This window comes from Pseudomonas arcuscaelestis (assembly GCF_016881005.1).
GTDB classification, from domain to species: Bacteria; Pseudomonadota; Gammaproteobacteria; order Pseudomonadales; family Pseudomonadaceae; genus Aquipseudomonas; species Aquipseudomonas arcuscaelestis.
On record NZ_JACOPV010000001.1, the window covers coordinates 128,356 to 149,493 of the forward strand.

General features: G+C 59.3%; 20 protein-coding genes and 1 other RNA gene. 8 read left to right on the top strand and 13 right to left on the bottom strand.

The genetic code is table 11. The annotated features are described in order from the left end of the window. Window positions 1-64: 64 nt before the first annotated feature. Together argA and argE are read right to left on the bottom strand one after the other, a co-directional pair. A complete protein-coding gene (argA, locus tag H8F21_RS00535; RefSeq protein WP_203479038.1) occupies window positions 65-1,363 on the bottom strand; it encodes an amino-acid N-acetyltransferase in 1,299 nt (432 codons plus the stop codon). Between the two features lie 114 nt (window positions 1,364-1,477). Further along, the gene (argE, locus tag H8F21_RS00540) at window positions 1,478-2,635 is read right to left on the bottom strand and encodes an acetylornithine deacetylase (RefSeq protein ID WP_203479037.1); all 1,158 of its coding nucleotides are present in this window, start codon (window positions 2,633-2,635) and stop codon (window positions 1,478-1,480) included. Window positions 2,636-2,762: 127 nt separating this feature from the next. Between argE and H8F21_RS00545 the strand changes: the two genes are divergently transcribed. Then, on the top strand, window positions 2,763-4,154 hold the full coding sequence (locus tag H8F21_RS00545) for a CYTH domain-containing protein (protein WP_203479036.1): 1,392 nt from the start codon (window positions 2,763-2,765) through the stop codon (window positions 4,152-4,154). Window positions 4,155-4,158: 4 nt separating this feature from the next. On the opposite strand, the gene H8F21_RS00550 is transcribed toward H8F21_RS00545, so the two are convergent. Further along, window positions 4,159-4,629: an Lrp/AsnC family transcriptional regulator gene (locus H8F21_RS00550; RefSeq protein WP_203479035.1), complete on the bottom strand. Its 471-nt coding sequence runs from the start codon at window positions 4,627-4,629 to the stop codon at window positions 4,159-4,161. Window positions 4,630-4,755: 126 nt separating this feature from the next. Between H8F21_RS00550 and H8F21_RS00555 the strand changes: the two genes are divergently transcribed. From H8F21_RS00555 to H8F21_RS00565, 3 genes are all read left to right on the top strand, one after another. Continuing rightward, complete coding sequence (locus H8F21_RS00555) at window positions 4,756-5,076, top strand: hypothetical protein (RefSeq protein WP_203479034.1); 321 nt, start codon at window positions 4,756-4,758, stop codon at window positions 5,074-5,076. 96 nt (window positions 5,077-5,172) lie between these two features. Then, window positions 5,173-6,879 (top strand): GspE/PulE family protein, encoded by a 1,707-nt coding sequence (locus H8F21_RS00560; protein WP_203479033.1) that lies wholly within the window; start codon window positions 5,173-5,175, stop codon window positions 6,877-6,879. Window positions 6,880-6,933: 54 nt separating this feature from the next. Continuing rightward, window positions 6,934-7,248 carry a DUF2388 domain-containing protein gene (locus H8F21_RS00565; RefSeq protein ID WP_203541862.1) on the top strand — a complete coding sequence of 105 codons (315 nt, stop codon included), beginning with the start codon at window positions 6,934-6,936 and terminating at the stop codon, window positions 7,246-7,248. 49 nt (window positions 7,249-7,297) lie between these two features. On the opposite strand, the gene gcvP is transcribed toward H8F21_RS00565, so the two are convergent. The 10 genes from gcvP to H8F21_RS00615 form a co-directional block, all read right to left on the bottom strand. Beyond that, window positions 7,298-10,174 (bottom strand): aminomethyl-transferring glycine dehydrogenase, encoded by a 2,877-nt coding sequence (gcvP, locus tag H8F21_RS00570; RefSeq protein WP_203479031.1) that lies wholly within the window; start codon window positions 10,172-10,174, stop codon window positions 7,298-7,300. A gap of 81 nt (window positions 10,175-10,255) precedes the next feature. Then, window positions 10,256-10,639, bottom strand: coding sequence for a glycine cleavage system protein GcvH (gene gcvH / locus H8F21_RS00575; RefSeq protein WP_203479030.1), 384 nt, complete (start codon window positions 10,637-10,639; stop codon window positions 10,256-10,258). Window positions 10,640-10,685: 46 nt separating this feature from the next. After that, a complete protein-coding gene (gene gcvT, locus H8F21_RS00580) occupies window positions 10,686-11,768 on the bottom strand; it encodes a glycine cleavage system aminomethyltransferase GcvT (protein ID WP_203479029.1) in 1,083 nt (360 codons plus the stop codon). A gap of 121 nt (window positions 11,769-11,889) precedes the next feature. Further along, window positions 11,890-13,512 (bottom strand): ABC transporter permease, encoded by a 1,623-nt coding sequence (locus tag H8F21_RS00585; protein ID WP_203479028.1) that lies wholly within the window; start codon window positions 13,510-13,512, stop codon window positions 11,890-11,892. Between the two features lie 113 nt (window positions 13,513-13,625). Further along, complete coding sequence (locus H8F21_RS00590) at window positions 13,626-14,627, bottom strand: extracellular solute-binding protein (protein WP_203479027.1); 1,002 nt, start codon at window positions 14,625-14,627, stop codon at window positions 13,626-13,628. A gap of 115 nt (window positions 14,628-14,742) precedes the next feature. Continuing rightward, on the bottom strand, window positions 14,743-15,960 hold the full coding sequence (locus H8F21_RS00595; RefSeq protein WP_203479133.1) for a 2-octaprenyl-3-methyl-6-methoxy-1,4-benzoquinol hydroxylase: 1,218 nt from the start codon (window positions 15,958-15,960) through the stop codon (window positions 14,743-14,745). Window positions 15,961-15,969: 9 nt separating this feature from the next. After that, the gene (locus tag H8F21_RS00600; RefSeq protein WP_203479026.1) at window positions 15,970-16,452 is read right to left on the bottom strand and encodes a DUF4442 domain-containing protein; all 483 of its coding nucleotides are present in this window, start codon (window positions 16,450-16,452) and stop codon (window positions 15,970-15,972) included. 2 nt (window positions 16,453-16,454) lie between these two features. Then, a complete protein-coding gene (gene ubiH, locus H8F21_RS00605; protein ID WP_203479025.1) occupies window positions 16,455-17,648 on the bottom strand; it encodes a 2-octaprenyl-6-methoxyphenyl hydroxylase in 1,194 nt (397 codons plus the stop codon). Further along, complete coding sequence (pepP, locus tag H8F21_RS00610; RefSeq protein WP_203479024.1) at window positions 17,645-18,979, bottom strand: Xaa-Pro aminopeptidase; 1,335 nt, start codon at window positions 18,977-18,979, stop codon at window positions 17,645-17,647. Before pepP ends, ubiH begins: the two co-directional genes overlap by 4 nt. Window positions 18,980-19,001: 22 nt before the next feature. Beyond that, window positions 19,002-19,556 carry a YecA/YgfB family protein gene (locus H8F21_RS00615; protein ID WP_203479023.1) on the bottom strand — a complete coding sequence of 185 codons (555 nt, stop codon included), beginning with the start codon at window positions 19,554-19,556 and terminating at the stop codon, window positions 19,002-19,004. A gap of 152 nt (window positions 19,557-19,708) precedes the next feature. Between H8F21_RS00615 and H8F21_RS00620 the strand changes: the two genes are divergently transcribed. From H8F21_RS00620 to H8F21_RS00635, 4 genes are all read left to right on the top strand, one after another. Then, window positions 19,709-19,918, top strand: a complete 210-nt coding sequence (locus H8F21_RS00620; RefSeq protein WP_203479022.1) for a TIGR02449 family protein — start codon at window positions 19,709-19,711, stop codon at window positions 19,916-19,918. Then, on the top strand, window positions 19,915-20,232 hold the full coding sequence (locus tag H8F21_RS00625) for a cell division protein ZapA (RefSeq protein ID WP_203479021.1): 318 nt from the start codon (window positions 19,915-19,917) through the stop codon (window positions 20,230-20,232). The genes H8F21_RS00620 and H8F21_RS00625 overlap by 4 nt, the downstream gene beginning before the upstream one ends. An 18-nt stretch (window positions 20,233-20,250) precedes the next feature. Further along, window positions 20,251-20,428: non-coding RNA, 6S RNA (ssrS, locus tag H8F21_RS00630), on the top strand. 83 nt (window positions 20,429-20,511) lie between these two features. Further along, window positions 20,512-21,120 (top strand): 5-formyltetrahydrofolate cyclo-ligase, encoded by a 609-nt coding sequence (locus tag H8F21_RS00635; RefSeq protein WP_203479020.1) that lies wholly within the window; start codon window positions 20,512-20,514, stop codon window positions 21,118-21,120. Window positions 21,121-21,138 lie beyond the last annotated feature (18 nt).

Here is a 21,138-nt window from a genome sequence, read left to right on the forward strand (position 1 = left end):
AATCGCGGGGCAAGCCCGCTCCCACAGGACTTAACCTGTAGGAGCGGGCTTGCCTCGCGAAGCCTTACAAAGCTTTCTCGAAAATCTTCGAATTACGCTGGTAGTTGTACAGCGAGGCCCTTGCTGCCGGCATCCGCTCGACGCTACTGGGTACAAACCCACGTTCACGGAACCAGTGAGCAGTCCGGGTCGTCAGCACGAACAACGTGTTCAAGCCCATCTCCCGCGCCCGTGTCTCGATGCGTTCAAGCAGCTCATCGCCACGCCCCCCATGACGATACTCGGGATTCACCGCCAGGCACGCCAACTCACCCGCCTCGGAATCAGCAATCGGATACAGTGCGGCACACGCGATGATCATGCCTTCGCGTTCAACCACGCTGAATTGCTCGATCTCACGTTCCAGCACCTCACGAGAACGACGCACCAGAATGCCTTGTTCTTCCAACGGGCTGATCAGTTCCAGCAGACCACCGACATCTTCAATGGCTGCCTCGCGAACCTTCTCAAACTGCTCTTGAGCCACCAGGGTGCCGCCACCATCGCGGGTAAACAGTTCAGTGAGCAAGGCGCCATCTTCGCCATAGCTGACGATATGACTGCGTGCTACGCCACCACGGCAAGCCTGGGCAGCGGCATCCAGCAGTTCGGCCTGATAATCACTGCCCAAACGCTGCAAATGCGCCGGAACCTGTTGCGGGCGCAGTTCACGTACTAGCCGCCCTTGCTCGTCAATCAAGCCGCGTTCAGAGCCGAATAACAGCAATTTGTCGGCTTCCAGCTCAATTGCTGCGCGTGTTGCGACATCTTCACAGGCCAGGTTGAAAATTTCGCCAGTCGGCGAGTAACCGAGCGGCGATAACAGCACAATGGAGCGCTCATCGAGCAGCCGGTTGATACCTTTGCGGTCGACCCGGCGCACTTCACCGGTATGGTGATAATCGACACCTTCAAGCACACCGATCGGTCGCGCGGTTACCAGGTTGCCTGCAGCAACGCGCAAGCGCGAACCCTGCATCGGCGAAGCCGCCATGTCCATCGACAGGCGCGCCTCTATAGCGATACGCAGGTGACCAACGGCATCGATCACACATTCCAGGGTTGCCGCATCGGTGATGCGCATACCACGGTGATAATGCGGCGTGAGGCCACGACTGGCCAGGCGGGCTTCGATTTGCGGACGCGAACCGTGCACCAGTACCAGACGAACCCCAAGGCTGTGCAACAGCACCAGGTCGTGAACGATATTGCCGAAGTTGGGGTGTTCCACACCGTCACCGGGCAGCATGACCACAAAGGTGCAGTCACGGTGGGCGTTGATGTAGGGCGAAGCATGACGCAGCCAGTTGACGTAATCGGGCATAACCACAAAGCCTGTAGAAAATTGGACAAGAACGGGAAAGCACACAGCGCTCGAAGGGTTATCGTCGGAACAGGCTTGGCGTCACGCGCAATCTCCTTTGGGTAACGGCTGAACCTAACGGGCAATTACCGGGTTCAGGCAGTAATGTTCAATCAACTCACGCAATAGACGCACAGTAGGCTGCAAGCGTGACATTTCAAGATATTCGCCCGGCTGATGGGCGCAAGCGATGTCACCCGGACCGAGTACCAGGGTCTCACAGCCCAGGCGCTGAAGATAAGGCGCTTCGGTACCAAAGGCTACCGCTTCGGCGCGGTGACCTGTAAGACGTTCGGCTACCCGCACCAACTCCGCGTCGGCCTCCTGTTCAAACGGCGGCACCTCGGGGAACAACGGTGCATAGTCGATCTTCACCTGATGCAGCTCGGCCAGCGGTGCAAGTTTCTGCCGAATGGCGGCACGCAGCGCCTCGGGGTCCATGCCCGGCAATGGCCGCAAATCAAACTCCAATGCGCACTGGCCACAGATCCGGTTCGGATTGTCACCGCCATGAATGCAACCGAAGTTCAACGTCGGCTGCGGTACGCTGAACTGGGCGTTGTTGAATTCCTTCCGCCATTGCTGACGCAAATTCATCAGCTCGCCCATCACCTGGTGCATGGCCTCCAGCGCACTATGGCCAAGACTCGGATCCGACGAATGGCCACTGCGACCGAGAATATCGATACGCTCCATCATCACACCCTTGTGCAGGCGGATAGGTTTGAGCCCGGTAGGTTCACCGATCACCGCCGCTCGCCCCAGCGGACGCCCAGCCTCGGCCAATGCACGGGCACCGGACATTGAACTTTCTTCATCGCAGGTCGCAAGAATCAGCAACGGTTGCTTGAAGTCGTTCGCCAGCAATGGCTGTACGGCCTCGATGACCAAGGCGAAGAAACCTTTCATGTCGCAACTGCCGAGCCCGACCCAGCGGCCATCAACCTCCGTTAATTTGAGCGGGTCGGTCTGCCACAGCTGCGGATCATAAGGCACCGTATCGCTATGCCCAGCCAACACCAACCCGCCAGGGCCACTGCCGTAGCTGGCCAGCAGGTTGAACTTGCCCGGCGTCACTTGCTGGATATCGCAGGCAAAGCCCAGGTCACCCAACCAACCGGCCAACAGGTCGATCACTGCACGATTGGACTGATCTAGCGCAGGTTGGGTACAGCTGACCGAAGGCATAGCAATCAATGCCGCGAACTGTTCTTTGAGCGATGGCAAAGGCATGCGCATTCTCCTTGAGGCGAAGCCCATCATAGGGCCATCGGGCACCTGGAATAAACCGTCGGCGGCCGACTCCTGTACACTGCACGGCCAAGACGCTCCCTGTCATCCGAGCCTGGATTACTCAGCAATGCACAAAGAAACCGAAATCAAACTGCGGGTCAGCCGCGAGACGCTCGCCGCCCTGCGCGAACACCCATTGCTGAAGAAGCGCAACAAGTCTGGCTGGCAACAGCGCGAGCTGCTGAACCAGTACTTCGACACCCCTGAGCGTGACCTGGCTGCCGCCAAGGTTGCACTGCGCCTGCGCCGCGACGGCGATGTAGTCATCCAGACCCTCAAGACCCGTGGCCAGAGCGTCGCCGGTCTGTCGGTACGCAACGAGCACGAGTGGCAGTTGCCCAAGGCTAAGCTGGACGTGAAAAAGCTCGACGACGAATGCTGGCCGGCCGAACTCGCCGACGTGGATAAAAAAGCCATCAAGGCGCTGTTCACCACTGATTTCACCCGCGAATATGCAGAGATCGCCTGGGGCCGTGGCAAGGCCAAGGTGGTGATCGAAGCCGCCCTGGACCTCGGCACCGTGGTCGCTGGCAAGCAGAAGGAAGAAATCTGCGAGCTGGAGCTTGAGCTGCGCGAAGGTGAACCTGAAGCGTTGCTGGAACTCGCGGCCGAGCTGTCTGCCAGCCTGCCGTTGTTCCCGTGCGACATCAGCAAGGCCGAGCGGGGTTATCGCTTGCTCGATCCAACCAGCTACGCGCTGAGCCTGCCGACTGCCGAGCTGAACCCCGAGATGCCCCTGGATGACGCCTTCGCCACCCTCGCCTGGCAATTGCTCGGTGCCAGCCAGCGCTTGGCCGAACAGTACCGATTCAACGGTCACTGGCGCCTGCTGCAGGATTGGGTCCAGGCCCTTGCTGAACTGCGCGCCCTGACCAGCAGCCTCGGCCAGGCCGCACCACGCACGACAACCTCCGCCTTGCGCAGCAGCCTCGATGCCTTGCTGGAAGACTGGCGCCCACTGGTGCTGGCCGGCAATGACGACGAAGACGTTCGCCGAGCAGCGCCGGAACAATTTGCAGAAGAGCTGCAGGACCCGCGCTGGGGCCAGTTCTCTCTGGAGACCTCGCGCTGGCTGCTGGCTCGCGGCTGGACCGTCGAGCGCAACAAGCGCGGCGACCGCCAAGGTGCCGCGCAATTGGCCAATTGGTTGAATGTGCTGCTGGCCGACGAAGCCAAGGCCCTGAACCTGCCGCTGTACCATCGCCAGCCGGAAGACTTGGCAGAACAACTGCCCCGTATCGAGCGTCTGCTGGCCTGGCTGCACCATGCCCGTCAGGTGCTTGAGAGCCCCGACCTGGACCGTTTGTTCGGTGAGCTGAACAAACTGCATGAACTGGCCAACCAGTCGATCAGCGACGAAGTTGAAGCCGACGTTCGCACTGAGGTACTGGATGCCCGTGCCGACCAGGCCATGGCCGTGTTCCAGAGTCGCGGCTGGAAGCATCTGTTGCGCAAGTAAGCCCTTAGCGCAGCACCGGTAGACTCGTCGTGGACTTTATTTCGGATAAGGCCACGGTCGAGTTGACCTCCTGGATCCCCGGCACCATCGACAGTTTTTCGAAAAAGAAGCGTTCGTAAGCTTCGATGTCCGGGGTGACAATGCGCAGCAGAAAATCCACTGCACCCATCAGCACATAGCACTCCATCACTTCCGGGAAGCCGCGAATCGCCTCGGTAAATTCGGTGAAATTGGAGCGTCCGTGAGCATTCAGTTTTACCTCGGCAAAAATCTGCGTATTCAGGCCGATTTTCTTGCGATCCAGCAAGGTCACCTGAGCGCGAATCACTCCCTCTTCTTTCAAACGCTGAATCCGTCGCCAACAGGGTGACTGCGAGAGTCCTACGCGCTCGGCAATCTGCGCACTGGAAAGCGATGCATCTTCCTGCAAAAGAGCCAGGATCCGCCGATCGTAGAGATCCAATTCACTCTGCATAATTATTCCCGCATTGCGCCAATATACGAATTATCTAATTCAAAAACCCGCCTAATTTGCTGATCATAGAGAAAAAAAACCCGGTTGAGCATGTGAAAATTTCCTCCACCTGAACCGGAGACTTCCATGAGCGCACTCGAACGCTTCGACAACCCTGTGATCCCGATGCGTGAAGATGTCTGGGCCGCTGGCAGCATCCATAGCTGTGTGCACTATCAACTCCAGGTAGACGCCGAGCCAGACAGCCTGTGCCGGATTCTGAATCTGTTCGCCCTGCAATTTCTTACGCCCCACAAAATGCTGATGAACCAAGAGGATGATCTGCTCAAGGTCGAGATCGAGATTGCCGGCCTAAGCTGGCACCGTGCCGAGTTGATTGCGCAAAAAATGCGCAACCTGGTTTGTGTCGCCGAGGTTCACCTGCAATTGGCCCGTACTTCGGGCTGAGCATTGCAATAACCGGAAATGCATATCGGCCTTGCTGTTTCCTGCTGTCGACTACGCTTGTAGTTGCCCCTTCAGGCAGCAAGGCAAGGATGCCGCATGACTGTCACGGATCAGGATCGCAGGCTAAGCCTGGACGGTCTTCTTACCGCGTTGCTCGATGCCCGACTCATCGGCCCGCAAGCAGCCCAGGCGCTGCGAAGCCTACGCCAGATCGGCGATACACATCCTCTGGAGCTGATCGCGGCGCAAAACCTGCCTGATCCCCGCCAAGCAGACCAACACCTGAACTTGGAGAACCTATGTCAGTGGCTGGCCGAGCGCGCCGGACTGCCCTACAGGCATATCGATCCCTTGCAACTCGACCTGGGCGCAACCACAGGACTGATGTCCGCCGCATTTGCCCAGCGTCACGGCATTCTGGCGATAGCGGCGGATGCCAATAGTGTCACCGTGGCCAGCGCTGAACCGTTTACCAGGTCGTGGGAGGCCGATCTGGCACAAGTGCTGCGCAGGCCTATCAATCACGTTCTAGCAAGCCCGGTGCAAATTCGCCGGTTCAGTCAGGCTTTCTTTCATTTGGCCCGCTCGGTAAAAGGGGCCTGCCACCAGCCAGTGCCAGCGTTTCCACCTGGCAACCTCGAACAGTTGCTTGACCTGAGCGAAAAGGGTCGACCACACGAAGACGATGATGCCCATATCGTCACCATTGCCGACTGGCTACTGCAATACGCATTCGATCAACGTGCCAGCGACATCCATCTGGAGCCACGCCGAGACCAGGGTCATCTGCGTTTTCGCATCGATGGCCTGCTGCATTCGGTGTATCAGTTTCCCGGCGATGTAACCCTGGCAGTCATCAGTCGCCTGAAAACGCTCGCAGGCATGAATGTCGCGGAGAAACGCCGTCCGCAGGATGGTCGGATCAAGACGCGCCTGCCCGCTGGCAATGAACTGGAACTGCGCCTATCGACGCTGCCCACCACCTTTGGGGAGAAACTGGTGCTGCGCATCTTCGATCCGATGGTGCTGCAGCAAGACTTTTCTCAGTTGGGCCTGGAGGGCAACGATCTTGCGCGCTGGTTGGCATTGATCGGGCAGCGCCACGGGTTGATTCTGATCACCGGTCCAACCGGCTCGGGCAAGACCAGCACCCTGTACGCCACGCTCAAACACTTGGCCACTTCGCAGGTCAACCTGTGTACGGTGGAAGACCCCATCGAAATGGTCGAACCAAGGTTCAATCAGCTGCAAGTACATCCAGCCATTGACCTTGGCTTTGCCGAAGGCACTCGCGCCTTGTTACGCCAGGACCCGGACATCATCATGATTGGAGAAATCCGCGACCTGGAAACAGCCCAAGTGGCCTTCCAGGCCGCGTTGACCGGACACCTGGTGCTATCCACCCTGCACACCAACGATGCTTGCAGCGCTATCACACGTCTGCTTGAGCTAGGCCTTGCTGCGCACCTGATCAAGGCTGGGCTCATTGGTGTAATGGCCCAGCGCCTGGTACGCACGCTCTGCAACTGCAAGGAAAAGGCGGCTCCGGGTGAAGACGGCTACTTGGCCCGGGGCTGCAATGATTGCCGGCAGACCGGCTACTTCGGCCGCACCGGTATTTATGAACTGCTGAACGTGAATGAAGGGCTGAAAACCCATGTCCACGACGATATCGACCTCGAGAAACTGCGTAGACAAGCCATCGCCGATGGCATGCTGTCCTTGCAACAGCGCGGCGCGCAGAAGGTGGCTTCGGGGTTGACCACCATGACAGAAGTCCTGCGGGTGGCTTCAGGGAACTAGATCGAGGCAATCCGATCGAAGCTGTCAGTCAACCTCAGTTGGAGTCACCCCTCGATGCGTCTCAAAGCTGCAGTCGCAACCCTTGCCCTGCTCTCCCTGCCAATCGGTTCAGCCATGGCCGATACCTTCTGGCGCAATGTCATTTCCTCTGGCGCAACCACAGGCTCCACCTACCTGACGTCCAAAGACCACAAATTGGTCCTTGCCGCGCAGGACGATGCAGGCAGTTTCGTTGCCAGTGAAGGTGCTATCCGTGGCCCTTATCTGGAGTCTGCCATCCAGAAGGTGCGGGCTGACAACCCGGGACTGGAAGCGAGTGACATGGATCTGGCCCATGCGATTCTGGCCAAAAATGCTGTAAGCGAGTAATTCACCCTTGCAGGGCCAGTGCGCCCCACAGGGGCGCCCTGGCCCGCGATCAACTGCGATAGTCCTCAACAGGAACACAGGCGCAGAACAGGTTCCTGTCACCAAACACGTTGTCCACCCGATTCACCGCTGGCCAGTACTTGTGCTGTCGCACATGGTCACTGGGCGCAATTGCCTGGGCGATGCTGTACGGACGCGCCCACACGCCCAATACATCCGCCAAGCTATGCGGTGCATGCTTGAGCGGGTTGTCGTCTGCAGACCAGTTACCGTCCTGCACCTCACGAATCTCCGCGCGAATACTCAGCATCGCTTCGACAAAGCGATCCAGCTCCGCCTTCGATTCGCTTTCGGTAGGCTCAACCATCAATGTCCCCGGTACCGGGAACGACATGGTCGGTGCATGGAAGCCATAATCCATGAGGCGCTTGGCCACATCCTCCTCGGTAATTCCGGTCAAGGCTTTCAGTGGCCGTAAATCCAGGATGCATTCATGGGCGACGCGCTCATTGCGACCCCGATAGAGCACCGGAAACGCCCCACCCAGCTGCTCGGCCAGGTAGTTGGCCGACAGGATCGCCACCTCGCTGGCATCGGCCAACTGCGGCCCCATCATGGCGATGTACATCCAACTGATCGGCAAAATACTGGCGCTGCCCCAAGGCGCCGCACTGACAGCGGTGTTCTGCGGGTTTGGCCCGGGCACCGGGATGACGGGATGGCTGGCGACAAAAGGGACCAGATGGGCACGCACGCCTATCGGGCCCATGCCTGGACCGCCGCCGCCATGAGGAATGCAAAAGGTCTTGTGCAGGTTCATGTGTGAAACATCGGCACCGATATCAGCAGGCCGGGTCAGACCGACCTGGGCATTGAGGTTGGCGCCATCCATGTACACCTGGCCGCCCTGCTTGTGGATAACGTCGCAAATTTCACTGATGCCTTCTTCATACACCCCGTGCGTCGATGGATAGGTGGCCATCAAGCACGACAAGCGCTCGCCTGCGGCCTGCGCCTTGGCGGTCAGGTCCGCAAGGTCGACGTTGCCTGCCTCATCACACTCGACGATCACCACCTGCATGCCTGCCATCTGCGCCGAGGCCGGATTGGTGCCGTGGGCCGACGAGGGGATCAGGCAGATATCGCGCTGACTCTGGTGACGGCTACGGTGATATTTGGCAATCGCCATCAAACCGGCGTACTCGCCCTGCGCACCGGAGTTTGGCTGCATGCAGATCGCGTCGAAACCCGTGATTGCACATAACCAGGCTTCCAGTTCGTCGATCATCGCCTTGTAGCCCTGCACCTGCGCGGCGGGGGCAAACGGGTGCAACAACGCAAACCCCGGCCAGGTAATCGGGATCATTTCGCTACTGGCATTGAGTTTCATGGTGCATGAGCCAAGCGGGATCATCGACTGGTTCAGCGCCAGATCCTTGTTTTCCAGCTGCTTGAGATAACGCAGCATCTCGGTTTCGCTGTGATGCAGGTTAAACACCGGATGGGTGAGATAGGTCGAGCTTCGCTGCAGTGCCGGCGGAATACCTTCAGGCAAGATCTGCGCATCGAGGTTGTCCATATCCAGGCCGTGATCTGCACCGAGGAATATATCGAGCAAACGCAGCACGGTTGTCTGATCGCAGGTCTCATCAAGGCTGACGCCCAACTGGCCGCGACCAAGAATGCGCAGGTTGATCTGCGCAGCTTCAGCACTTTGTATAATCGCGATCTGGCTGCCGCCAACTTCCAGGGTCAAGGTGTCGAAAAAGTGTTCATTCAGACGCTTGATGCCTTTGCTGTGCAAACCGGCAGCAAGCATGGACGTCAGCCGGTGAACCCGCTGGGCAATGCGCAGCAAGCCTTGAGGGCCGTGATACACCGCGTAGAACGCAGCGATGTTGGCCAGCAGCACCTGCGCGGTGCAAATGTTGGAGTTGGCTTTCTCACGACGAATATGTTGCTCACGGGTCTGCAAGGCCATTCGCAGCGCCACGTTTCCACGCGCATCCTTGGACACACCGATAATGCGCCCAGGCATGGCGCGCTTGAACTCATCACGGCAAGCAAAATAGGCCGCATGTGGGCCACCATAGCCCATCGGCACACCGAATCGCTGCGACGACCCCAACACCACGTCCGCACCTAACTCGCCAGGCGGGGTCAGCATCAGCAAGCTGAGCAGGTCGGCAGCCACACAGGCAAGGGCGTCCTGCTTGTGCAACTGTTCGATCAGTGGCGTCAGATCGACAATGTCGCCGTGGGTATCCGGGTACTGCAGTAAAGCGCCGAATACCTGGTAGTTAGCCAGGTTATCCACGGTATCGACCACCAACTCGAAACCAAAGCCTTCGGCACGGGTTTGCAACACCGACAGGGTTTGCGGGTGGCAGTGTTCATCGGCGAAGAACACATTACTTTTCGACTTGGCCACGCGCTTGGCCAAGGCCATGGCTTCCGCCGCCGCCGTGGCTTCATCAAGCAACGAGGCGTTAGCCAGGTCCAGCCCAGTGAGGTCGATGATCATCTGCTGGAAGTTCAGCAATGCTTCAAGGCGGCCTTGAGCAATCTCCGGCTGATACGGGGTGTAGGCGGTATACCAACCCGGGTTTTCCAGCACGTTGCGCAAAATGACCGTTGGCGTAAGCGTACCGTGGTAACCCATACCAATCAGGCTGGTCCACACCTGATTCTGCTCGGCATAGCCTCTGAGCTTGCTCAGGGCTGTCTGCTCATCCAAAGCAGCGGGCAGTTCCAGTGGCCGGTTCAAGCGAATGCCCGCAGGCACGGTCTGCTCGATCAGTTCGCGACGAGTGCCCAGACCAAGGGCTTGAAGCATGGCTTGCTGTTCCGAGGCATCTGGCCCCAGATGGCGACGCAGGAAAGGATTAACTTCGAAAAGTTGGCTCAGGGACGGCGACTGGGACATAGCGGCTCTCTCTTCCTAGACCAAGCCCCGAGCAGTCGAGGCATATTGAGTCTAGGAAGATATTGCCGCTTGTGTGAAAAACTATTCGCCGATGGCCGCTTTGTAGCCAGCAGCGTCGAGCAGTTTTTCCAGTTCGGCAGTGTCGACTGGCTTGAGTTTGAAGATCCAGCTGGCATATGGATCGTTGTTCAGCGACTCTGGGCTGTCGGCCAGTTCCTCATTTACCGCGATTACTTCACCACCTACCGGTGCATAGATGTCCGAGGCGGCCTTGACCGACTCAACCACACCGGCAGCGTCGCCAGCGGCGAAAACCTTGCCGACTTCCGCCAGCTCGACGAATACCACGTCACCCAGCGCTTCCTGAGCGTGGTCGCTGATACCGACGGTTACTGTGCCATCAGCTTCCAACCGGGCCCACTCGTGGCTTTCGGCAAAACGCAGGTCGGCGGGGATATTGCTCATCTTGTTTTCCTCGATAGGGTAAGCGGTAAACCCGCAAGAATTAGGTTCAGATCAGAGTCTTGCCATGGCGCACGAAGGTCGGCTTGACCACCCGCACCGGATACCATTTGCCACGGATTTCTACTTCGGCACGGTCGGCGGTTGCCATTGGCACCCGCGCCAACGCAATCGACTTGCTCAGCGTAGGAGAGAAACTACCACTGGTGATCTCCCCTTCGCCAATATTGGCTACACGCACTACCTGATGGGCACGCAGCACACCGCGCTCTTCCAGCACCAACCCGACCAGTTTCTGATCGACGCCATGCTCGATTTCCGCCAGCAACCCGCTGCGCCCAATGAAATCGCGCTCGGCCGGCTCCCAGGCAACACTCCAACCCAGGTTAGAAGTCAGCGGCGTATGGGCCTCATCGATGTCCTGGCCATACAGGTTCATGCCCGCTTCCAGGCGCAGCGTGTCGCGCGCACCAAGGCCACTGGGAGCAATGCCTGCGCCCACCAGGTCGTTGAAGAACGCAGGCGCCTGCAAAGCGGGCAGGATGATTTCCAGGCCATCTTCCCCGGTATAACCGGTGCGGGCAACAAACCAATCGCCCTCGGTGCGGCCTTCGAAGGGCTTGAGTTCGCGAATCAGGGCTGCGCGTGGAGCGCTGACCAACTCGGCGACCTTGGCACGGGCACCAGGGCCCTGGATAGCCAGGATAGCCAGCTCCGGACGTTCGATAAGCTCGACCAGGAAGGTGCCTTTGTGATCGTTCAACCACTTCCAGTCCTTGTCTCGCGTCGCCGCGTTTACGACCAGTCGATAACCGTCCTCACAGCGATAGACGATCATGTCGTCGATAACATTGCCCTGCTCGTTGAGCATAGTGCTGTACAGCGCTTTGCCGGGCTCGGTCAGACGGTCGACGTCGTTGGCCAGCAGGTACTGCAGCCAGGCACGAGCCTGGCCGCCATGAACATCGATCACGGTCATATGGGAAACATCAAACACTCCGCAGTCGCTACGCACCTGATGGTGCTCTTCGACCTGAGAGCCGTAATGCAAAGGCATGTCCCAACCGCCAAAATCGACCATCTTGGCGCCTAGCGCCAAATGCAGGTCATAAAGAGGCGTGCGCAGTCCCATGGGTTTCTCCTTCCGGGCGTGGCGAAGCTACGGCTGTTGGCAGCATTTCAGCTACCCGGTTTGTAGGACCGGCCGCAGCGAATGCCGCGCATTGTAGCTGCAAGCTTGAAGGCTGACACCCTCAGCGCGTTTGACCTACACGATGTGCCGAACGTCGAATCAGACCGATGACCGGCAAAAGTCCAACCAGAATCAGCGTCAGTGCGGGCAGCGAAGCCCGCGCCCACTCACCCTCGCTGGTCATTTCGAACACGCGCACAGCCAGCGTGTCCCAGCCGAACGGGCGCATCAATAATGTCGCCGGCATCTCCTTGAGAACATCGACGAACACCAACAAGGCGGCGCTCAAGGCCCCCGGCACCAACAAAGGCAGATACACCTTGAAAAATAATTTTGGACCGCTCACGCCAAGGCTGCGCGAAGCCTCCGGCAGTGATGGGCGAATACGCTCCAGACTGGTTTCCAGCGGCCCGTAGGCCACGGCGATAAATCGCACCAGGTACGCCAGTAGCAAAGCGAACAGACTGCCCAGCAACAACGGTCGGCCGGCACCGCCCAACCAATTGGACAGCGGCACCACCAACTGATTGTCCAGGTAACTGAATGCCAACATGATCGACACCGCCAGTACCGAGCCTGGCAAAGCGTATCCAAGATTGGCCAGCCCTACCCCAGCACGAATACTCGCCGTAGGTGCCTGGCGATTGGCGAAGGCCAGCATCAGCGCAACACTCACCGTGATCAGCGCCGCCATAGCTCCCAGGTAGAGGGTATGCACAATCAGGCTGGAGTAGCGCTCATCAAGATCGAAACGGCCGCGCTGCCAAAACCACACCAGCAATTGCAGCAACGGAATGACGAAGGCACAGGCAAACACCAACAGGCACCAGCTACTGGCCGCCAATGCCTTCACGCCGCGCAAGTGGTACAGAGCCTTGCTCCTGGGCCGTTCGTTGCTGCCCCGCACTGCACCCCGGGCACGACGTTCGCCGTAGAGCACCAGCATAACCGCCAGCAGCAACAGACTGGCCAGCTGCGCGGCGCTTGAAAGGCTGAAGAAGCCATACCAGGTCTTGTAGATGGCTGTAGTGAAGGTGTCGAAGTTGAACACCGATACTGCGCCGAAGTCAGCCAGGGTTTCCATCAGCGCAAGGGCAATGCCTGCACCGATAGCTGGGCGGGCCATGGGCAGCGCCACGCGCCAGAATGCCTGCAGCGGCGAATGCCCAAGCACCCGCGCCGCTTCCATCAAGCCTCTGCCCTGGGCCAGGAAAGCGCTACGGGCAAGCAAGTACACATAGGGGTAGAACACCAGCACGAGGACGATGATCACCCCACCGGTGGAGCGCACCCGAGGCAGGCGCATGGGCCCGAACCACTCGCGCAGCAAGGTCTGCACCGGCCCGGAAAAATCCAGTAGACCGACAAAAACAAATGCCAACACATAGGCAGGAATCGCGAACGGCAGCATTAACGCCCAGTCCAGCCAGCGTCTGCCGGGGAACTCACACAGACTGGTTAGCCAGGCCAGGCTGACACCCAATACGGTCACTCCGACGCCCACCCCCACGATGAGGGTCAAGGTGTTGCCCAGCAAGCGGCTCATCTGGGTATCGATCAGGTGCGACCAGATTTGCATGTCGACCGACTGCCAAGACAACAGCAGTACGCTCAGCGGCAGCAGCACCAGGGCGGCAACTGCAAAAACCAGGGGATACCAGCGGCGTTGGGCGGGGTGAGCCAAAAGGACAAATCTCTTTTTAAATAGAAACGGGCTTGCGCCGTGATTGCATTATGTCAGTCATCTTGCAATCGCGGGGCAAGCCCGTTGCCACAGGGGCCTGTCAGGGCAACGACTTAGTTCCAGCCAGCCCGATCCATCAGGCGAATCGCCTCAGCCTGGCGCTTGCCAGCCACTTCGACAGGGATAGTGTCGGCCTTGAACGAACCCCAAGCAGCGACTTCTTCGGAAGGCGCTACTTTCGGGTTGGCCGGGAATTCCTGGTTCACACCCGCGAAAATCTTCTGCGCCTCTTCGCCTGTCATCCATTCCACCAACTTGGTAGCGGCTTCAGGATGTGGCGCATATTTTGTCAGGCCGATACCCGACAGGTTGACATGCACGCCACGGTCGGCCTGGTTGGGCCAGAACAGCTTGACGGCAAGGTTCGGATTTTCCTTGTGCAGGCGACCGTAATAGTAGGTGTTGACGATACCAACGTCGCACTGACCAGCGTTGATCGCCTGCAGCAAGGCGGTGTCATCGGAGAACACATCCGTGGAGAGGTTATTGACCCAGCCCTTGATGATTTCCTCGGTTTTCTTCTCGCCGTGGGTTTCGATCAGGGTGGCGGTCAGCGATTGGTTGTAGACCTTTTTCGCCGTGCGCAGGCACAGGCGGCCTTCCCAGTTCTTGTCGGCCAGGGCTTCGTAGGTGCTCAGCTCTTCCGGCTTCACTCGATCGGTGGAGTAAGCGATGGTCCGCGCACGCAGGCTCAAGCCGGTCCAGTCGTGAGACGAAGCACGGTACTGCTTGGGAATATTGGCATCGATCACTTCGGATTTGATCGGCTGCAAAATGCCCATTTGCTCAGCCTGCCAGAGGTTGCCGGCATCGACCGTCAGCAACAGGTCAGCGGTGGCGTTCTTACCCTCGGCCTTGATGCGTTGCATCAAAGGGGCTTCTTTGTCGGTGATGAACTTGACCTTGACCCCGGTCTTGGCCGTGTAGGCATCGAAAACCGGCTTGATCAACTCATCGATACGCGAGGAATACACCACCACTTCATCCGCAGCCTGGGCGGTACCGCCCAGCAGAGTCAAAGCCAGAGCGGCCAGTACGTACTTGCGTGGCAACATGGTGCATGTCCTCGAAGTTCAAAAGAGGTGCAAATGGTAGTTAATCCCATTTCCCATCTCAACTGAACTCATCGGGGAGGAGTTACCAGATGTTACTGCGCTTGCAACGCTGGACTCAGGCCCGCGCCAAGTCTGGCAGATCACCACTAAGGCCAAGAGCCTGACGAACAAACAGGGCCTTCGCTTCAGGCAGTTGTTCCACCCATTTCAGGCCGCTGTTACGCAGCCAGCGCAGCGGTAGCTGGTCGGCCTGGAACAGGCGTTCAAAGCCTTCCATCGCCGCCATAAGCGCAAGATTGTGTGGCATGCGCCGGCGTTCGTAACGGCTCAGGACACGGATATCTGCCAGTCGCTCCCCCCGCTCATAGGCGTGCTGGAGCTCTTCAGCCAAGGTGGCTGCATCGAGAAAACCCAGATTGACGCCCTGCCCCGCCAACGGATGGATGGTGTGGGCAGCGTCGCCGATCAGCGCCAGACCTTCGGCGACATAGCGCTTGGCATGCCGCTGACGCAGAGGCACACAAAGCCTTGGGTCGGCTTGCAACACAGCGCCGAGGCGACCTTCGAAAGCGCGCTCCAGCTGTGCACAGAAATCGCTATCGTCCAACTTCATCAGACGCTCGGCCTGCTCTGGCGTGGTCGACCAGACAATCGAGCACCAATCCTGCTGGCCGTCCCGCAGCAAAGGCAGGAAGGCCAACGGGCCTTCATCGGTAAAGCGTTGCCAGGCCGTAGCCTGGTGCGGCTCAGAGCAGCGCACGCTGGTGACAATGGCGTGGTGCAGATAGTCCCATTCACGCGTCTCGCAGCCCGTCAGGCGGCGCACCGCCGAGTGCGCACCATCAGCCGCGACCACCAGCGGTGCGCGCAAGGTCCGGCCATCGGCGAGGGTCAGCAGCCACTCATCACCAGAGCGGCGCATCTGCTCAAGACGCGCATTGGCCAGCAAGCCGATTTCGCTGTCATGCAAGCGCTGCAGCAGACCCTCCTGAACCACGCGATTTTCGACGATGTGGCCCAGCACCTCGGCGTGCACGCTGGCCGCCGAGAAATGGATCTGACCGGTGCCGCTGCCGTCCCAGACACGCATGTCCGAATACGGACTCAGGCGGCGCTCTTCAATGCCTTGCCAGGCGCCCAGGCGCTCCAGGATCCGCTGGCTGGCCATCGACAGGGCACTGACCCGCGGCTCGAAAGCAGACTGCTCATCGAATGGCTTGACCGACAGCGGACTGCCATCGAGCAGGAGAATTTCCAGGCCACTGTGCTGAAGTGCCAGGGCCAGGGCGCTGCCGACCATACCGGCACCGACAATCAACAGATCTGCGCGCATTTCCATGCCTTAAGCCTGTCTCGCTTGCGGCTTGAGCCGCACGTATAGGGTTTTGTCGACCTGCGCCACCAACTCACCGGCAGCGTCGCGGATATCGACTTGAAGTTTTGGCAGGTACTTTTTACCGCCTGCGGTGTGCTCGCGAATGTCAGCCAGCAGCTCATCATCGATGCGCAGGTCAGCGAACACCGGGCCTTTGCCCGGTGCGATAAAGTCGATACTGGCTGCCTTGTCCCAGACGATGTACTCACGGCCCAGCAGCTCTATCAGCATCAGCATGTAGAACGGATCGACCATCGAATAGAGGCTGCCGCCAAACTGGGTTCCCACATAGTTGCGGTTGAACCAGTGCAGGCCCATGCGCACCCTCACATGGCGCAAATCCGGGCTGATACTCAACACCCGAATACCGGCGCCAATATAAGGCGGATAAAAATTCAGCAGCCAGCGCAGCAGCCGTGCGCGCCGGGCCAGTTTACGCGAGTCATCCATGCTCAGCTCCGCGGGTCCGGACGGGTTCCCAGGCCCATGGCCTGACGGGCAAACCAGCGCTTGGCTGGAGGCAACAGGTCAAGCCCGAGCAAGCCCAGGTTACGTCCAGTGGCAATCAATGGCTGGGCGTTGCCGAACAAGCGGGTTACTCGGTCGGAAAAACCCACGGTCATGTCCTGGTCCAGCCGCTGGCGCTCTCGATAGGCTTGCAATGTGGCAAAGTCACCTGGCACCCCAGGGCCTGCCAACAGGCCTTCAGCCAGCGACTGCACATCACGCAGGGAGAGGTTGAAACCCTGCCCGGCAATAGGATGCAGGCTGTGGGCAGCGTTACCCAGAACGACAAGGTGCGGACGCACTTGCTCTTGGGCTTCCACCAATGACAAAGGGTAAAGATGCCGCGCGCCCACTTGGCGCAAAGCACCCAGGCGATAGCCGAACACATGTTGCAGCTCACCAAGGAAGCTGCGCTCGTCCAGTTCCGCCAGGCGCTTGGCATCCATACCTGCACGGGTCCAGACCAGCGCACAGCGGTTTTCCGGCAACGGCAACAAGGCCATCGGTCCTTCATCTGTGAAGCGCTCGAATGCCTGGCCACAGTGGGCTTCACTGGGTGTGATGTTGGCAATCAGCGCACTCTGGTTGTATGGCCGCTGACTGACATGAATGCCCAATTGCTCACGCAACCCGGAGCGACCGCCATCGGCCAGCACGGCAAGATCGCATTCGACCACGGTGTCGTCATTGAGCGAAAGACGGTAGCCGTCTTCCAGCGCCTGCATGGCTGTCACTTCAGCCGGACAGCGCCAGCTGACCACATCGGCATCCAGGCCTTTCCACAGGCACTGGCCGAGCCAGGCGTTCTCCACCACGTAGCCCAGGGCAGGAACGCCTTCCTCCAGGGCATCCAGGCGCGTGGCACCAAAGCGGCCACGGTCAGAAACCTGGATTTGGCGAATGGGTTCGGCGCGACGACTGATCTGCTGCCACAGGCCAAGGCGCTCGTAAATTTGGCGGGTGCCGTACGATAGAGCGGACGAACGCGCGTCATAGCTCGGCTGGTAAGTGTCGCCGGGTGCAAAGGGTTCAATCAGCAGGATCGTCCAGCCGCGCGCCTTGGCACCTGCCTGCAGGGCAAGCGCCAAACTGGCGCCGACCAGGCCGCCGCCAATAATTGCCAGGTTCACCCGTTTCATGCCGCGGCACTGCGCGCGGCAGCCATCAAGGCCTCGATTTCAGCGACCGTCTTCGGCACACCGGAGGTCAGGATTTCACAGCCCTGCTTTGTAACCACTACGTCATCCTCGATACGTACGCCAATGCCGCGCCACTTTTTCGCGACACTCTGGTTATCGGCACCGATATAGATGCCAGGCTCCACCGTCAGGGCCATACCCGGTTCGAGTACCCGCCACTGACCGCCAACCTTGTATTCGCCGACGTCATGTACATCCATGCCCAGCCAGTGGCCAGCGCGATGCATGTAGAACGCCCGGTAAGCTTCGCTTTCGATCAACGCTTCGACGCTGCCCTTGAGCAACCCCAACGCCACCAGCCCTTCAGTGATCACTTGAACCGTTGCTTCGTGCGCGTGATTCCAGTGTTTACCTGGAGCAATAACGGCGACTGCCGCTTCCTGAGCCTTGAGCACCAGTTCGTAGATCGCTTTCTGTTCCGGGGAGAATTGGCCACTGACCGGAAAGGTCCGGGTGATGTCACTGGCGTAGCAGTCGATCTCACAACCGGCGTCAATCAGAACCAGATCACCATCCTTGAGCAGTGCATCGTTCTCCTGATAGTGCAGAATGCAGCTGTTGCGTCCGGCAGCAACGATAGAACCATAGGCGGGCATCTTCGCCCCGCCCTTGCGGAACTCGTAGTCCAGCTCGGCCTCCAGGCTGTACTCACGCAAGCCAGCACGACAAGCCTGCATGGCGCGAACATGGGCGCGGGCAGAAATGGCTGCCGCTTCACGCATCACTTTCACTTCTGCCGCCGACTTATACAGGCGCATGTCGTGCAGGAGATGATCCAGGGCAACGAACTCGTTCGGTGGCTGGGCACCAAGGCGAGCCTTGGAACGGATCACATTGATCCACTCCATCAGGTGACGATCAAACTCGGGGTTGCTGCCCATGGCCGAATACACCCGGTCCCGGCCTTCTATCAGGCCCGGCAGGATGTCGTCGATATCGGTAATCGGGAAGGCGTCATCGGCGCCAAAATCACGCACCGCACCTTCCTGCCCAGCGCGTAGCCCATCCCACAATTCCCGCTCGGGATTGCGCTCGCGACAGAACAACACGTATTCGCCATGCTCGCGACCGGGAATCAGCGCAATCACTGCCTCCGGTTCAGGGAAGCCGCTCAGGTACTGGAAATCACTGTCTTGCCGGTACACATGCTCGACGTCGCGGTTACGAATGGCAACCGCAGCGGCAGGCAGGATAGCGATACTGTTGGGCTCCATCTGCGCCATTAGCGCCTTGCGTCGACGGGCGTATTCCGACTTGGGGATATGGCTCATGGGCAGTGGGGTCCCTCTACAATCAGTGCAGCGAAGGTTTGGCTGCAGGTTCGACCGATTTGGCCAATTCCGTGTACAGCAATAGCGGCGCGACGCGCAGGTATTCCATCACCTCCATATAGTCGCTCTCACCGTCCTCGGATTCTTCCAGGGCGTCCTGCACCTGGGAAATAGCATCAAGGTCCTGAAGAACTTCTTTGGCTTCAGTGCTCAGGGTCACGCCAGCGGAGTTCAAACCGAAGCCATAAAGGAAGCCCTTGCACCACTCACCCAGCGCCGCAGCGCGGTCAGTCAGCGCCTCGTCGTCGCCCGGCAGCAGCAGTACGATAGTGATATCGTCACCGGCGAGTTCGCCCTTGACCATCTCCTGCAAGCCGATCAAAGCGTTACGAACATTGTCTGCCGGATCGTTTTCCAGCAGGTGGGCGGCGTCGGCCAACCAGGCCTCCGCATCAAAGCCAGCCCCAGCGCAACTGCGCCCGAGCAACAGCCCGTGCAGTTCGGCAGGGGATACAGGATGGCCGTTGCTGGTGAGCAAAGTGGCGAAAGCGGTGTACGGCGAATTGGTAATAGGCATGGGCAACTAGGCGCCAGACGGCGCAATGACTAGAATGAAGACCTTGTATCCTAGCACCGGCAGGCGCGCCAAGACCATCGACGCGGCCAACTCGGAGCAGGCCGGGGCATAAATCGGGCAATCACCCGCCAGACCGAATCGAGTGGCAACCAATGCAAGAGAACGATCTGCAAACGCTGATGGGCCGGTTCGAGCTGCTGATTGAGCGAGTCGAGCAACTTAAACGGCAAAATGCACTCCTATTAGCTCAGGAAAAGTCCTGGCGCGAGGAGCGTGCCCACCTCATCGAAAAAAACGAAATCGCCCGGCGTAAGGTCGAATCGATGATTTTGCGACTCAAGGCCCTGGAGCAAGACTCATGAGTTCAAGCAATAGCGTGACCGTTCAGATCCTCGACAAAGAATACTCGATCATCTGTCCACCCGAGGAACGCAGCAATCTGGTCAGCGCCGCACGCTACCTGGATGGCAAAATGCGTGAAATCCGCAGCAGCGGCAAAGTGATCGGTGCCGACCGGATCGCCGTGATGGCCGCGCTGAATATTACCCACGACCTGCTGCACAACCAGGAACGCCCCGAAGCACCGGCCGGTGGCGCTACTCGCGAGCAGGTACGCGATCTGCTCGAGCGCGTCGATCAGGCATTGTCTGACGATCAAGATTCAAATAAGGGTTAAGAATCGGTATACTGGCGCCACTCCCTGGAGTGCTTGCCAGTCGGTCATGTCCCTGAGCCGATACGCACAACCACGGGGGTTGCACGTGGGGCCGGTGTGCATGTCCGCTTGACGGAAAGCCTTAACGCCTCCTGCAATCTCCACCTTGAACTTTCGGGTTCAAGGGCTACACCGACAGCGGTTCGTCGGGGAGCCTGAATTACCTTTGCACGCATTCTAAAGCGGGCAAATTGAGCTGTTGCCCCAAGCGCAACAGCCTTCTCTGGGAACGCCCGTGCCATGACCGACACCGCGCAGCTCACCCGCCCCCAACTCCGCCGCTTGCTACGTGATGCCCGTCGAGCCTTGAGCCCGGCCCAGCAACGTCAGGCCGCAGCCGGGTTGTACCGCCAGTTGGCGCAACACCCATTGTTCCGTCGCGCCCGCCACATCGCCCTGTACCTGCCCAACGACTGCGAGATCGACCCTCGCCTGCTGCTGCGCGAGGCGCAACGTCGAGGCAAGCGTACCTACCTGCCCGTCCTGCACGCCTGGCCTAGAAGTAAAATGGTCTTCCAGCGAATCGAGCACGGCGAAAAACTGCGGCCCAATCGCTTTCGCATCGCCGAACCACACATCAACCTGGCACGACAACGACCTATCTGGGCGCTGGATTTGATCCTGCTGCCCTTGGTGGGGTTTGATGAAGAAGGGGGCCGACTGGGGATGGGAGGCGGCTTCTATGATCGAAGCCTGGCCTATCAAGCCCGCCGCAAAGCCTGGAAAAAGCCTTTGCTGCTGGGCCTGGCGCACGATTGTCAAAAAGTGCAACGACTGGCGCAGGCCAGCTGGGATGTGCCGCTACAAGGGACGGTCTCGGACCGTGGCTGGTACCTGGCGCCAGCCTGAGAAACGTCAGCGCTGCGA